Annotated in this window: 13 protein-coding genes, 1 pseudogene and 1 riboswitch; of the genes and pseudogenes, 8 read left to right on the forward strand and 6 right to left on the reverse strand. The window is 62.4% G+C overall.

Annotated features, from left to right (window positions below):
- Window positions 1-137: 137 nt before the first annotated feature.
- Together FX982_RS17695 and FX982_RS17700 are read left to right on the forward strand one after the other, a co-directional pair.
- A pseudogene (locus FX982_RS17695) lies at window positions 138-1,655 on the forward strand (right-handed parallel beta-helix repeat-containing protein); the annotation flags it as partial.
- Window positions 1,656-2,163: 508 nt separating this feature from the next.
- Window positions 2,164-3,405: a DUF1835 domain-containing protein gene (locus FX982_RS17700; RefSeq protein ID WP_172611823.1), complete on the forward strand. Its 1,242-nt coding sequence runs from the start codon at window positions 2,164-2,166 to the stop codon at window positions 3,403-3,405.
- Here FX982_RS17700 and FX982_RS17705 read toward each other — a convergent pair whose 3' ends face one another.
- Both FX982_RS17705 and FX982_RS17710 read right to left on the reverse strand, forming a co-directional pair.
- Window positions 3,406-3,867, reverse strand: a complete 462-nt coding sequence (locus FX982_RS17705; RefSeq protein WP_172611824.1) for a GNAT family N-acetyltransferase — start codon at window positions 3,865-3,867, stop codon at window positions 3,406-3,408.
- Window positions 3,868-4,058: 191 nt separating this feature from the next.
- A complete protein-coding gene (locus tag FX982_RS17710) occupies window positions 4,059-4,952 on the reverse strand; it encodes an AraC family transcriptional regulator (protein WP_172611825.1) in 894 nt (297 codons plus the stop codon).
- 138 nt (window positions 4,953-5,090) lie between these two features.
- Between FX982_RS17710 and FX982_RS17715 the strand changes: the two genes are divergently transcribed.
- From FX982_RS17715 to FX982_RS17725, 3 genes are read left to right on the forward strand one after another with little or no spacing between them, the layout of a single operon-like run.
- Window positions 5,091-5,834, forward strand: coding sequence for an SDR family NAD(P)-dependent oxidoreductase (locus FX982_RS17715; protein WP_172611826.1), 744 nt, complete (start codon window positions 5,091-5,093; stop codon window positions 5,832-5,834).
- A 19-nt stretch (window positions 5,835-5,853) separates the two neighbouring features.
- Window positions 5,854-6,255, forward strand: a complete 402-nt coding sequence (locus tag FX982_RS17720; protein ID WP_172611827.1) for a VOC family protein — start codon at window positions 5,854-5,856, stop codon at window positions 6,253-6,255.
- Window positions 6,252-7,238: a saccharopine dehydrogenase family protein gene (locus FX982_RS17725; RefSeq protein WP_172611828.1), complete on the forward strand. Its 987-nt coding sequence runs from the start codon at window positions 6,252-6,254 to the stop codon at window positions 7,236-7,238. Before FX982_RS17720 ends, FX982_RS17725 begins: the two co-directional genes overlap by 4 nt.
- Here FX982_RS17725 and FX982_RS17730 read toward each other — a convergent pair.
- Window positions 7,235-8,152: an AraC family transcriptional regulator gene (locus FX982_RS17730; RefSeq protein ID WP_172611829.1), complete on the reverse strand. Its 918-nt coding sequence runs from the start codon at window positions 8,150-8,152 to the stop codon at window positions 7,235-7,237. The two genes, FX982_RS17725 and FX982_RS17730, sit on opposite strands and share 4 nt — an antisense overlap.
- Before the next feature lie 203 nt (window positions 8,153-8,355).
- Here FX982_RS17730 and FX982_RS17735 point away from each other — a divergent pair, with 203 nt between their 5' ends.
- Window positions 8,356-9,105: a glucose 1-dehydrogenase gene (locus tag FX982_RS17735; RefSeq protein ID WP_172611830.1), complete on the forward strand. Its 750-nt coding sequence runs from the start codon at window positions 8,356-8,358 to the stop codon at window positions 9,103-9,105.
- 49 nt (window positions 9,106-9,154) lie between these two features.
- Here the strand turns inward: FX982_RS17735 and mntP are convergent, their stop codons facing one another.
- The 3 genes from mntP to FX982_RS17750 form a co-directional block, all read right to left on the reverse strand.
- Window positions 9,155-9,721 carry a manganese efflux pump MntP gene (gene mntP, locus FX982_RS17740; RefSeq protein ID WP_172611831.1) on the reverse strand — a complete coding sequence of 189 codons (567 nt, stop codon included), beginning with the start codon at window positions 9,719-9,721 and terminating at the stop codon, window positions 9,155-9,157.
- 12 nt (window positions 9,722-9,733) lie between these two features.
- A riboswitch (yybP-ykoY riboswitch) is annotated at window positions 9,734-9,895 on the reverse strand.
- 148 nt (window positions 9,896-10,043) lie between these two features.
- A complete protein-coding gene (locus tag FX982_RS17745; RefSeq protein ID WP_172611832.1) occupies window positions 10,044-11,354 on the reverse strand; it encodes an ATP-binding protein in 1,311 nt (436 codons plus the stop codon).
- Window positions 11,355-11,580: 226 nt separating this feature from the next.
- Window positions 11,581-12,492: a LysR family transcriptional regulator gene (locus FX982_RS17750; RefSeq protein ID WP_172611833.1), complete on the reverse strand. Its 912-nt coding sequence runs from the start codon at window positions 12,490-12,492 to the stop codon at window positions 11,581-11,583.
- Window positions 12,493-12,583: 91 nt separating this feature from the next.
- Between FX982_RS17750 and FX982_RS17755 the strand changes: the two genes are divergently transcribed.
- Complete coding sequence (locus FX982_RS17755) at window positions 12,584-13,021, forward strand: ester cyclase (RefSeq protein ID WP_172611834.1); 438 nt, start codon at window positions 12,584-12,586, stop codon at window positions 13,019-13,021.
- A gap of 20 nt (window positions 13,022-13,041) precedes the next feature.
- Entirely contained in the window at window positions 13,042-13,962 is a 921-nt protein-coding gene (locus FX982_RS17760; protein WP_172611835.1) for an NADP-dependent oxidoreductase, read from the forward strand.
- Window positions 13,963-13,979: the final 17 nt, after the last annotated feature.

The raw sequence follows: 13,979 nt of genomic DNA on the forward strand, positions 1-13,979 counted from the left end.
TGATCCTGCGGCGGAGCGCCACAGGCAAAATCGAGAATTGATTTCCCACCGCCTGTCATATATCCCGTCAGATAACTCGCTTTTCACACGACATGCCCATACTGCCTCCGTCTCTTCAGTTGAAAACGGAGCACGTTATGACCCTGCAATTCAATGTCCGGGATTTCGGCGCTGTGGGTGACGGACATACGTCTGATACCGCAGCCATTCAAGCCGCCATCGATGCTACGGCGAAAGCCGGCGGCGGCGATGTGTATATTCCCGCGGGCACCTGGACCCTGACCCCGGGCGGAAAGCCTGCCGACGGCGCGCTGATGCTCAAAAGCAATGTGTTCATCAAGGGCGAGGGCATGGGCGCCACGGTGCTCAAGCTGGCCGATGGCACCGACCAGGCGGTCACCGGCCTCATCCGCTCGGCGAGCGGCGAGGCGACCCACGATTTCGGCGTCAGCAATCTCACCCTCGACGGCAACCGGGATTCGACCACGGGCAAGGTGGATGGCTGGTACAACGGGTTTCTGCCAGGCCAGCCGGGTCAGGACAGCAACGTCACGCTCTCCGGCGTCGAGATCCGCGACTGCTCGGGCTACGGCTTCGATCCCCACGAGCGCACGGCCAACATGCTCATCGAAAACAGCGTGTCCCATGGCAACGGGCTCGACGGGTTCGTTGCCGACTACCTGATCGACAGCACCTTTCGCAACAACCTGGCGTACGACAATGACCGGCACGGTTTCAACGTTGTCACGACCACCCACGACCTGGCGCTGCTCAACAACGTCTCCCACGACAATGGCGGCGGTGGCATCGTCGTCCAGCGCGGCAGCGAAAACATCCCCTCGCCGCATCACATCACCATCGAGGGTGGCGAGGTCTACGGCAATACGGCGGAAGGGGTGTTGGTGAAACTGTCCAGCGGCGTCGATATCAGCGGCGTGGACATCCACCACAACGGCACCTCTGGCGTGCGTGTCTATGGCAGCACGGACGTTGAGGTGCGCGGCAATCTGATTCACGAGAACGCGCAGAAGGCCGGCATCCCTGAAGTGCTGATCCAGCCATTCGACGATCGCGGCGGCGTCTCCGGGAAGCTTCATCCGGCTGACCACAACACCTTCGCGGACAACATCATCACCGGCGGCGACAAAAGCACCTTCGGCGTGGCGGAGGAGAGCGGCCAGTCAGGCAGCAACTCCGTTTACGGCAACACCTTCGCTCATCTGCAGCAGGGCGCCGTATCGCTGCAAGGCGCGGGTGACCACGTCGGGACCAACCCGATGCTGAACGCCATTGACGGCGGGAATGGCACCGATGTCATCGTCGGAACGGCCAAGGCCGACTCGCTCAACGGCAAGGACGGAGCAGACACATTGAACGGTGGGCCGGGGGCGGATCTGCTCTGGGGCGGCGCCGGCCATGACCGCTTGCTCGGCGGGAGCGGCAACGACACCCTGATCGGCGGCGCCGATGCCGACGTGCTGTTCGGCGGCGCAGGTTCCGATCTGTTTCTGTTTACCTCTGTGTCCGACAGCTACAGAACGGCCACCGCCGGCCATGCAGACCGCATCGGCGACTTCGATGCCGCCCACGACACAATCGACGTCTCGGGCCTCGGCTTCACCGGATTCGGCGACGGCCATGACGGCACCCTGAAGTTCACCACCAACGCCGAGCACACCCGGGTCTACCTGAAAGACCTTGATCCTGATGTGCAAGGGCATCGCTTCGAACTGGTGCTGGACGGTGACTTCAAAGGCGGTCTCCCTGCAAAAGCCATGGTATTTGCCGACGCTCCAGCGTTGCTGGCCAACACATCATCGGCAGCGGATGCCGTGTCAGTGGAGCTGGTAGGCGTGGCTCAGGATCATCCGGAAATGGGGCTGGTTTGACGTAACGTCAGGACCGTCCTCGCCAAGGCGCGAGCACGAGTAACGGACCGAGGGATGCATGCGCCGTGAGGTCACACTTACGGCGTAATGCCACACAACCCCGAAGGCATTCCCGCCGCGACCTTTGCATCCTTGCGACCTTCCCGCTAAAGTCTGCCCCAGGCGTCTGCTGCGCCTGCGGTCCGCGCGAAGGGGTTCCCCAAGGCAAGCGTTTCCCCAATCATTCATTCCAGCTCCCGGCTTGTCGGCGGACCGAGCCCTGTAAGGAGTTGGCATGCCTGCCATTAATGCGTCCCGTCAACACGGTCTGCTCGACCTGCCTGCGCTGCGTAAGCACGCAAAACGTCTGCTTAAATCACTTAAAACCGGCGAAGCCGATGACGCCCGGGCGCAACTGCGCGCAATGGGCCTGCCCGGACCCGACTACCGGCTCGCCGACACCCACTGGCTGGTGGCCCGCGAGGCGGGTTTCGCCAGTTGGCCCAAATTGATCGCTCATGCCGACGCTGTCGCATTTGCCGCCCGCCATCCGGATTTTGCGGCGACGGGGGAAGCACAGGTTCAGCACTGGCGCTGCGGCAACGACATCGAGCGCAGCCTGCGCGTTGTCGGCTTCGCAGGCTCGTTCCAGATGTTCGACGACCCGATGGTCATGGGACCGGTTCCCGCGCTGCCCGACGATGAGTATTGGGCGGTACGTGCCGCGTTTGCCGAGCAGGCATTTGGACTGTCACCCCGTGACGTTCAGCAACGACAGGCGATTCAGCGTGAGGCATTGGCCCGTCTGAACGCTAACAGTGAACTGGTGCTGTGGTGCGAGGCCGATGCGTACGATCAGCTGTTTCTGGTGCGTCTGCTGGCGAGTCTGCCCAGCATGCCGCGCAGGCTGGAACTGATCGAGATCAGCCGCGTGCCGGGTGTCGAGCGGTTCATCGGCATCGGGCAACTCAACCCGGACGTGCTCGCCTGGCTCTGGCCCCAGCGGCGCGCCATCGGTGAAAACGCTCTGGCACTGGCCCGGCAGGTATGGGCCGCCTACACCGCAGCGGACCCGACGCGCTGGGCCGAGCTCGCGGCACAGCACCATTGCGCGCTGCCATTGCTCGGTCCCGCGTTGGCGAGACAACTGCAAGAACTGCCCGGCGCAGAGGATGGCCTGGGCCTGACTCAGCGACTGACCCTGCGCATCCTTGCGGAGAAAGGCGAGATGGCGGCCGGCAAGGTCTTCGGCCATCTCATGCACACCTATGAGCCGCTGCCATATCTGGGCGACATGATGTTCAACGCGCTGCTCAGGCCGCTCATCGAGGCGCCCCGGCCGCTGGTCCACGAACAGCCGGGCAGTGAATGGCCCAGGCGCCTTGTCCGGTTGACCGCGCTGGGTGAGCGCGTGGTGCGCGGCGAGCTGAACTGGCTTGATCTCGGGCCGGCGGAGCGCTGGGTCGGTGGGGTGCAGATTGTTGCCGATCGCTCGCCCTGGGTGGTCAGCGCAGAAGGCCGGGTATGGCGTCGCTGACTAAGCCGGAGATATCAGCGACTTCTCCATGATCATCGTCCGCTCCTCGCCGTGGTATTCATCCCGAACGGTCGAGTAGCCCAGTGAACGGTAGAAGCCCTCTGCCGTGATGGAAGAGGGCACGCGCAACTGAAGGACGCCGTGGGTGGCGGCGGCTGATTCAACCGCCGCCATCAACGCGCGCCCGGCGCCCTGGCCCTGGTGTGTCGGTGCGACGAATACGCTTCGGACCGTGGCCTGATCGAGGCTCGCCGTAGCAATGATCTCTTCGCCGAAGGTCGCCACGTACACCTGCCGCTGCGCTATGAAACCCAGGATCGCCAGCGGGGAAAAACTCAGCTCAACCTGCGCGATGACGGCTGCTGAATAGTCCTGACTGTTGGACTCGCGCAGCGCCGCCACGATGACCTGGCTGATCACGGTGGCGTCCTTGTCCGTTGCCTTGCGGATGAGGCAGTTCATGAATTTTTACTCCTGTAAAAACTGAAAAGCCTCGCCGATCCCTGCTGTCTGGCGCGTGCACTGTGCTTCACTGGGCAAATCCTTGACAGCGGCCGTGGCCGCGCAATTTTTCTTCAGTCCAGCCGGAAAATCTTGAGTTTGGGCAGTTTTGCCGATTTTTTCTTGACTGCATACATTCGTGTTCTGTGCCTTCAGCGCCCGACCACGCCCGTATCCCTGAGAATCCTGCTCGCATCCCGCGCCGGGGGCAGCCCGAATACCCGGGCGTAATCGCGACTGAATTGCGTGGCGCTCTCGTAGCCGACCTCAAGCGCAGCCGCCATGACGCTCCTGGCATTGGCGACCATCAGCGTTCTGGCCTGCAACAGGCGAACCCGCTTCTGGTACTGCAAGGGGCTCAAGTGGGTGACGGCCTTGAAATGGCGATGAAACGCCGAGACGCTCATTGAGGCGTGTTCAGCCAACCGCTCCACGCCCAAGGGCTCGGCGAAGTCACGGCGAATCCACTGGATGGCCATGTTGACCCGCGCCATAGCGCTGTCCGGCGCGGCGATTTCGCGCAACATCCAGCCAAGCGGGCCCTGGAGGACGCGGAAGATGATTTCCCGTTCATAGACCGGGGCGAGGGCGGCGATCGCTTCCGGGTCGCCCATCAAGCGCAGCATTCGCACCCAGGCGTCCATCAAGTCACCCGTCATTGACGCCACTGGAAACCCGGCGTGGGGTTCGGGGCGGCTGGCAGGTTTGGGCAGATCGGCAAACAGCGTGGACAACACCGCCGGGTCCAGCGTCAGGCTGACCGCCAGATACGGCTCGCCCGTTACGGCCGGATGCACTGAACCCACCGCTGGCAGATCGATGGACATGACGAAGTAGGTGGCGGGGTCGTACCTGAGCGTCCGGTCGGCCACGGTCATGCTTTTGCTGCCCTGCAGAATCACGTTGATCATCGGGTCATACACCGCCGCCAGCAGGTGCTCGGGAATTTTGCCCTGGACCATGGCGACGCGGGGGATGCCCGTTTCGGTGCGACGGTTTTCAGCGCTGGCAGCGAGCAGTCTGAGCTCATTCAATTGTTTTTCCATGGGCAGCATGCTGAGGGCGGAGCGTCATGCCGCGCAAGGGAAAAGCAGAAACGGGCAGGTTTGGAGGAGGAACGGACACGTCCTGGAACGCTGTGATGGGTACTGTGGAGCCACGTTTGAATCACAGAGGATCACGACATGGGCGTTATCGTAATTACGGGTGGCAGCCGCGGCATTGGAGCAAGCGCAGCAGAGCATGCGGCGAGAAAGGGTATGGGTGTCATCCTGACGTACAACGCCAACCCCCAGGCAGCGGCGTCAGTCGTTGAACGCATCGAACAGGCCGGAGGGAAAGCCGTTGCGCTGAAACTCGACGTGTCCGACGTCAGCAGCTTCGAGGCGTTCCGAGCGTCCGTGGTCACGGCGCTTCACGAAACCTGGGCGACCACCACGCTGAATGGCCTGGTCAATAACGCCGGCTATGGTGTCTTCAACCCCTTGGCGACGGTCAGCGAAGCGCAGTTCGACGGGCTGTTCAATGTGCACCTCAAAGGCCCATTTTTCCTCACTCAGGCGCTACTGCCTTTACTGGCCGAAAACGCCAGCATCGTCAATCTCACCAGCGCCACGACACGAGTGGCCACTGCAGGCGTTGCACCCTACGCCGCGTTCAAGGGCGGGCTTGAAGTGTTGACCCGCTACATGGCCAAGGAATTTGGCGACAGGAGGATACGCGCCAATGCCGTATCACCGGGCGCGATTCGCACTGAACTGGGCGGCGGCCTCAACGATGAGTTCGAAGCAATGCTGGCCGCCCAGACGGCGCTTGGCAGGGTTGGCGAGCCGGAGGATGTTGCGCGTGTCATCGCCATGTTGCTGTCCGACGAAGGCGGCTGGATCAATGCTCAGACACTCGAAGTCGCCGGCGGCTACAACATCTGACCACGGGAGGGTTTTCAGAATGCTGGATCATATTTTTCTGTCAGTGAGCGACATCCCACGTTCCATCCGTTTTTACGACGCAGCGTTGAGCAAGCTGGGTATTACGGCTCGGCTGGATTACGACGGCAAGGACGGCCCGCCGGGTCATCCTGACCTCAAGGGGTTCGGCGCGAATGGCCGGGTGTTTTTCTGGCTGCGTGAGGGGGTTGTTGAAGGACGTGCTGTCCACGTCGGGTTTGTCGCCGGCAGCAAGGCTGAAGTGGACGCCGCCTACGCCGCCGCCATGGATCAAGGAGCGGTCGACAAGGGTGCGCCGGGCGCACGCTTGCACTACGACCCCGATTACTACGCCGCCAACGTGCTTGATCCGGATGGCTACAGTCTCGAATTCGTCTACAAAAAATGGCAGCACGCGCTATGAGCACACTTCTGATCTACGGCGCCACGGGCTACACCGGGCGCATGGCGGCGGAGCGCGCGCGATCTCAGGGGCTGCAGTTTGAGATCGCCGGGCGCAATCGTCAGCGCCTCGAAACGCTGGCTGCCCGGCTGGGCGTGCCTTATCGAGTGTTCGATGCCGACGGCGATGCCGCCGCTTCGCTGTCAGGGATCTCGGTGCTGCTCAACTTCGCCGGGCCATTCGTGCAGACAGCCGAGCCTTTGATGCGCGCCTGCATCCACGCCGGCGTGGACTATCTGGACATCACCGCAGAGATCAATGTGTACCGGCTGGCTGAGCGGTTGGGCGGTGAAGCCGCTGCACAGAACGTCATGCTATTGCCGGGCGTCGGGTGGGATGTCGTTCCGACCGACGCGCTGGCCGTGCATGTCGCCCGTCGCGTTGTCCAGCCGCGTTCACTGCGCATCGCGCTGCAAGTCCCGGGGGCAATGTCTCGGGGGTCAGCCATGAGCGTCAGCGAAATCATCGGCGTCGGTGTGATGGCGAGGGTGGACGGTGAGCTGGTCGCAACGCCTGAGGCTCAGTCCCGTGCATTTGATTTTGGTCAGGGCCCTTTGCTCTGTGTGCCATTGTCCTTCGGGGACCTGGTCACTGCGTGGCATGCGACCGCCATTCCCGACATCACGATGTTTGTGCACCTCTCGGGCGAAGCGTTTCCGGAGGGCGACCTCTCACGGCTTCCCGACGGCCCCGACGCTGCAGCGCGTGCTGCCCATCGAGCCCGTGCGGCGGTTGAGATCACCGGAGCAGATGGCTCGGTGGCACGGTCGATCATCGAAACCGTGAACGGCTATACCTACACGCCGCTGGCCGCAGTTGAGGCCGCACGTCGGGTATTGGGCGGTGAGCGACGGCCAGGTTTTGCGGCACCGTCGCAGGTGTTCGGCGGCGGGTTTGCGCAGAGCATCGAGGGTACGGTCATCACCGATCTTCCGGGCGTCTAGCGACGGGGCAGGAGGCTGCGGTTCGGCGTGGTGATCTGGCCTGCTGCGGCGAAAGGCGGCCTGAACCGCGCGGCATCCCGTGCCGGGGGCAGGCCGAACAGCCGCGCGTATTCGCGACTGAATTGCGAGGCGCTCTCATAGCCGACCCTGTAGGCAATGGAGGTGGCGTCCAGCGTGTCGAACAGCAGCAACCAGCGAGCCCGCAACAAGCGCAGGCGTTTCTGATACTGGAGGGGTGTCATGGCCGTGACCGACTTGAAATGCCGATAGAAGGCGGCAACGCTCATTTCGGCCATCAGCGCCAGGGGCTCGACGCGCAATGGCTCGGTGTAGTGCTCGCCAATCCACTGAGTGACGCGGCGGATCTGGGTCATCCGGCCATCTGGCCGCGCCATGTCACGCAGTACACCCCCCAGGGGCCCCTGCAGCGCACGGTACAGAATCTCGCGCTCGATCATGGGCGCCAGAACCGGAGCCTCATTGGGACGGTCGACCAGCCTCAGCATTCGCACCCAGGCGTCCAGCATTTCATCGGGGGCTCGCACCGCCTGGAAGCAAACATTTTGCGCCGCCGCGGGTGTGGTGTTCACGTTCATCAGCAGCGTTGCAATCACCTCGAGATCCAGTGCCAGGCTGACCGCGAGATAGGGTTGATCGGCCGCTTCGGGGTGGATCTGCCCCGTGGCGGGTACATCAACCGGAACCAGAAAATAACGGCCAGCGGTGTACCGAAGAACCTCTTCGCCTATCGACAGGGTTTTCGTGCCCTGGAGCACCAGGTGCAGCATCGGCTGATAGACCTGGTCCGGGCAGGCCTCGGCGCAGACCATGGCCACGCGGGGCAGGCCGGTGTCCGTCCATGTGTTCCTGGCGCTCGTCACAATGCGGCGCAGTTCTGCGATTGGAGTTTGCATACCCCCACCGTGAGCTACACCGCAGTGCTTGGCAAGCTAAGTGAGAAGATCAGGCAAGGATGTGCGAACAATCGGCAAACGCCGATCCGCAGGTTGGCCGAATACTGGCGCCACGCAGCTCGTTCAAGGCCCGGCAATCACGACCGGTGCTCACGACGGACAGTAACGAAGCTCAATCACACCTCATTTCAAAAGGTCACGGTATGAAACTCAACGGAAAAATCGCGGTAGTCACGGGTGCCTCGAAAGGTATCGGCGCCGGTATCGCTAAGGCGCTGGCTGCCCAGGGCGCCACCGTCATTGTCAACTACGCCTCCAGCAAGGCCGACGCCGATGCTGTGGTCACTCATATCACTACCCACGGCGGCTCAGCCATTGCCGTGCAAGCGGACATGAGCCAGGGGACTGACGTCGCGCGTCTGTTTAACACGGTCCGCGAGCACTACGGGACGCTGGATGTCCTGGTGAATAACGCAGGGGTGGCGGTGTTCCAGATGATTGATGACCTCACCGAAGAAGCCTTCCACACGCAATTCAACCTGAATGTGCTGGGCTACCTGCTCGCGGTGCGAGAGGCGGTCAAGCTGATGGGGCCTGGGGCAAGCATCATCAATATCAGCTCGATCCTGAGTACAGACCCCTACCTGGCCTCCAGTGTCTACTCGGCCACCAAGGGCGCCGTCGACACCTTGAGCTTCGCGCTGGCCAGGGAGCTGGGGCCGCGCGGTATCCGGGTCAACTCGATCCTGCCGGGCCACACCAATACGCCCGCAACGGCCGGGCATTTCGCGGGCGAGTTGGGAGAGAAAATACTGGCGGGAACGCCCCTGGGACGCTTCGGCGAGCCAGAGGACATTGCCCCTCTGGCTGTGTTCCTGGCTTCCGGTGATTCTCATTGGGTCACGGGCGAATCCATCAGGGCGTCCGGCGGGGTTCGTGGCGTCGGGTATTAACCCTCCGGGTTGAGGTCTGAAGGGCACGGTCAACTGCGCTCGTGCGGGGTTACGCCGCCGACAAATGCTCGTAGAGAATCGTCGCCCCGACCAGCATCAACACAACCCCACCGACGATTTCAGCACGTTTGCCCACCACCGTTCCCAGCACACGGCCGAGCATCACGCCGATCGTGACCATTACCGTCGTGGCGACACCAATGGCGGCGGCAGCCACCAGGATATTCACGTTGACGAAGGCCAGGCCAACGCCCACTGCCAGCGCATCGATGCTGGTGGCGAAGGCGGTCACCGCCAATATCAGGAAGGAGTGCTGATTGGGTTTTTCTTCTTCGGCGTCTTCATGCTTGAGGCCGTTGTAGATCATGTGCACGCCGAGGATCAGCAGGAGCGTGAAGGCGATCCAGTGGTCCCAGTTCTTGACGTAGGACGTCGCGGCCTGGCCGATGCCCCAACCGATCAGTGGCGTGATGCCTTCGATGACACCAAAGATAAGGCCGGTGCGCAGCGCTTCGATAAAACGAGGGTTGTGCAGGCTCGCGCCTTTTCCGATGGCCGCTGCGAAAGCGTCCGTGGACATGGCCAGAGCAAGAAGGATGAGGGAAATCGGGTTCACGGCTATGTTCCAGTCGGGCTGTGAGTCAACGACGCAACCACACGCCCGACTTTAGGCATGGATGCATCGTTGGTCTCGCCAACCCGAAGGTGTTCGTGCCACGGCAGGCCGCCGAGAATGTTGACACGAACGCTCTGGGACAATGAGTCCAGAGCAGGCTACTCCCCAACAAGGGCCGCCACTATAGCGCTTGAATGTAAAAGAAATGTCGTCGCGTATGATTTTGCTTCGGCCGGGCAGGGGGCGGACCTGTGCACCGCCACGTACAGGACAAATCGTTACGGGCCGAAGCGGCACGCTTGAGCACGCAATGTGATGGCGGCTAAACCGCTTCCGATGTCGCGATACAGCCCAGGATTCTCAGGTACAGGCTCACGGTCGTACCGGCGCCGGGCGCTGTGTCGATGCGCGCATCGCCGCCAGATTTGATCGCAAAATCCCTGGCTTGGGCCAACCCCAGCCCCGTACCTTCGCCAACCGCCTTGGTCGTAAAGAAGGGCTCGAACACCTGGTGCGCGACCTCGGCAGTCATGCCGGGGCCGTTGTCCCGAACACTGACGACCAGGTAGTCGCCCTGCTGGAGCGACAGATCATCTTCCACGTGCACCCATCGGGTCGACACATGGACCTGGCCGGTACCCTTCAGCGCATCGCGCGCATTAGTGAGCAGGTTCATGACCACGGCGTGGAGTTGGGCCTCCATGCACAGCACACCCCATCCCCACTCAGCGAAATCGAAGCTGAGATCGATGCGTTCGCTCATCGAGTGGCGCATCAGCGACTGCGCCGCGTGAAGGCGTGCGGTCACGTCGATACAGATGAGTTCAGGCCCGTCACCGCGTACGCTCGACATCAAATAACTGATGAGCTGCCGGCCTTGCTCCACGGCCTGCAGACCGGTCTCGGCGAAACGCTCGACGTCGATAGGCCGGCGGGAACGCAGGCGGGTCATTTGAAAGGCAGCGCTGACGCTCTGCAGCAGGTTGTTGAAGTCATGGGCAATGCTTGCGGTGAGCATGCCCAGCGATGAAATGCAGCGCGAGTTCTGCAGCAGCGGGGTGACTTCGCTGGGGTTCTGCTCGGCTTGCTTGAACTGTTCCTCAAACTGCGCGAGTTGCCGTGCCCGCTGCTTGCCCAGCAATCGGGCTTCCAGCAAGGCAGCGGCTTGCCGGGCCAGGGCCTGCAACGCAAGGGATTGACGTTCGCTCAGCTGCCGGGTCTGGGTATCGATCACGCAGACAGTGCCGAGGACGACACCGCTTTCCGTGACGATAGGGGCGCCTGCGTAGAAACGAATGTAGGGCGGCCCGAGCACCAGCGCGCTAAAAGCGAAACGAGGGTCCAGGGCGGCGTCTTCAACCACCAGCACCTGCGCGGGGTCGAGAATCGCATGGCCGCAGAACGCCAGATCCCGGTGGGTCTCCCGCACCCCGAGGCCGATGCAGGCCTTGAACCACTGGCGATCTCGATCCACCAGGGACACCAGCGCAATGGGCGCGTCGCACAGGGTGGTGGCCAGTAGAACGATGTCGTCGAATGCCTTCTCGCTGCCAGAGTCCAGCACGTCCAGGTGTTCGAGCGAGAGGACACGCTCTTCCTCGTTGAAAGGAAATGGGGCGGGATGGTGGGCCATCGATAGTCTGCGCCGGGAAATAAACAATCGCGCATGATGCGCTGTGGCCCGTCGCCCGGCAAGGCCATCGCCCTGTCGATGGTCGGGCCGGGCCGTTAATCTCCTTTTTGAGCACACTTCGCAATCGCACGGCGTTCCAATATCGCGGCCGCGTGCCTGGGAGTGGCAGCGACTAGCCATGTCGGTTACCGGTGGGTTGATGCGCCGTATCAGGCCGCAGCTGTCTTTAAAGCCCCGATGCAACCGATTCGATCATGCCTCTGAGCCATTCCTGAGGGGGATTCCCGTTGCCACGACGATGCCAGATGAGATGAAAGGTGATCTCCGGCAGCGCGACCGGCGGCGGGAACAGGACCAATTTCCCTCCCGTGGGCGAGCTGAGGGCGATGCGTTTCAGGACGGTGGCAGTGATGCGGGAAGACGCGATGATCGCCGGCACCGCGAACATCTGCGGCAGCGTCAGTGCCAGGGTGCGTTGCTTGCCCAACTGAGCCAACGCCTGATCCACCAAGCCGTGTCGATCACCCTCGGGCGAGACCAGTACATGGGGCAGCGAGAGGTAAGTGTCCATGTCCATGCCGCGCAGGGCTGCCGGATGGCCATGGGCGATGAGGGTGACGAAAGCGTCACGCAGAATCGGTCGCGTGAAAATACGACCGTCTTGATGGCTCGGCAATACGCCAATTGCCGCATCAATCACTCCCGCATCCAGCATGTCCACGGCATGGTCGCGGTCATTCACTGCGTGAACGTTGATCGACAGGTGTGGCGCGTGTTCGCTCAAGGTCTGCAGCAGCGTGGGAAGCAGCACGAAGGCGGGATAGTCCGACAAGCCAAGATTCATTGTGAGCACGGCGTCGGCCGGGACAAAACCAGGCATCGTCACCAGCGCGGCTTTTATCTGGCTCAGCGCCTCGGCGACAGGTTGGGCCAACTCACGGGCACGGGGCGTTGGAAGGAGGCCGTCAGGGCTGCGCAAAAAAAGCGGATCGCCCAACAGCGTGCGCAAGCGCGAAAGCGCGGCACTCATGGCCGGTTGGCTGACGCCGACCTGGGTGGCGGCGCGCGTGACGTTGCGCTCGTTCATCAAGGCGTTGAAGGCGGCGAGCAGGTTCAGATCGATGCCATGAAAATCCATAAATCAAATAAACCTATATACGAGCCATTTGTTATACGGATGGTAGCCCTGCGCTCACACTCTCGCCATACCCCACGCCGAGAGCAACCTTATGTCTACCGCAGAACTTGCCACCCGCCTTCAGACCGAACGCCAGGCCGTTGAGACCCTCTACCGCGCCTTCAGCGAGAACAATCCCGACCTCGTCGACAGCGTGCTGGCTGCCGACTGGGATGACATCCCCCTGGCACCCGGGCAAGGCCAAGGCCCCGAGGGCATCAAGCCGATTATCCGCAGCCTCGCCGACGCGTTTCCGGATGTGCGCATCGTCATCCACGACATGGTTCAGGCCCCTGGTCAGGTCGCCGTACGGGCTGAAATAACCGGCACCCACCTCGGCGAGCTGTTTGGCATCGCCGCGACGGGCAAACAGGTGAGCTTCCGTTTGCATGAGTTTCACGCACTGGAGAACGGGCGGGTCGTTACCACGTGGCACATGGAGGATTGGTTTGGTCTGTTCCTGCAGCTCGGTCAATTCCCTCAAGCCTGAACAACGAAGAGAAAGCCATCATGAAAACAGCGTCCATTTCTGTATTCGGCGGCCCTGAGGTCGTCACGCTGCACAACGTCGATCTGAGCAAGCCAGGCGTTGACGAGGTCCTTGTGGGCGTCGAGGCCGCCAGCGTCAACCCGCTGGATCTGAAGATCATCGCCGGGTACATGCAGCCGGTCTTTCCCGTTGAGCTGCCATACACCCCGGGCACAGATTTTAGCGGCATCGTCAGCAGCGTCGGTGAGCAGGTGACCCACCTGAAACCCGGTGATCGCGTGTTCGGCCGCAGCACGCCCACTGCGGGTGGCGCCTTTGCCCGGCAGCTGATAATTGCCGCCACCGAGCTATGTCTGATCCCGGCTTCCATGAGTTTCGAGCAGGCGGCGGCGTTGCCGACGTCGTTCGGTACCGCGCGGCAGGCGTTGTTTGAGGTGGGGCAATTAAAGCCCGGCCAACGCGTCTTGATACATGGGGGAGCGGGCGGTGTGGGCAGCATGGCGGTGCAGCTGGCGCATCTGGCGGGCGCGTATGTCATCGCCACGGCTTCGGCGCGCAACATCGAGCGGGTGAAAAGCCTCGGTGCAGAGGAGGCGATCGATTATCGCACCGAGGAGTTCACCACCCTGCGTGACATCGACCTGGTGCTCGACACGGTCGGGGGCCCGACGCTGGAAAGCTCCTGGTCGGTGCTCGGCAAGGGTGGACGGATTGCGACCCTCGTTGAGTTCGACATCGAATCCCGCGAAGACCATGCTGGGGAAGCCGTGTTCTTTGCCAGCGCCACGCCGTATCTCCAAGAGGCGGTGCGGCAGTTCAGTGCAGGGCAACTGCAGGTTGTGACCGACTCGATCTTCACCCTGGACGAGACCCGCGCCGCACTGGAGAAAGTCGCCACCGGGCATGCCTCCGGTAAGGTCATTATCCGTACGGCCCATTGATTCAGTGGCGTCATCCA

It is taken from the genome of Pseudomonas graminis (assembly GCF_013201545.1).
Lineage (GTDB): Bacteria > Pseudomonadota > Gammaproteobacteria > Pseudomonadales > Pseudomonadaceae > Aquipseudomonas.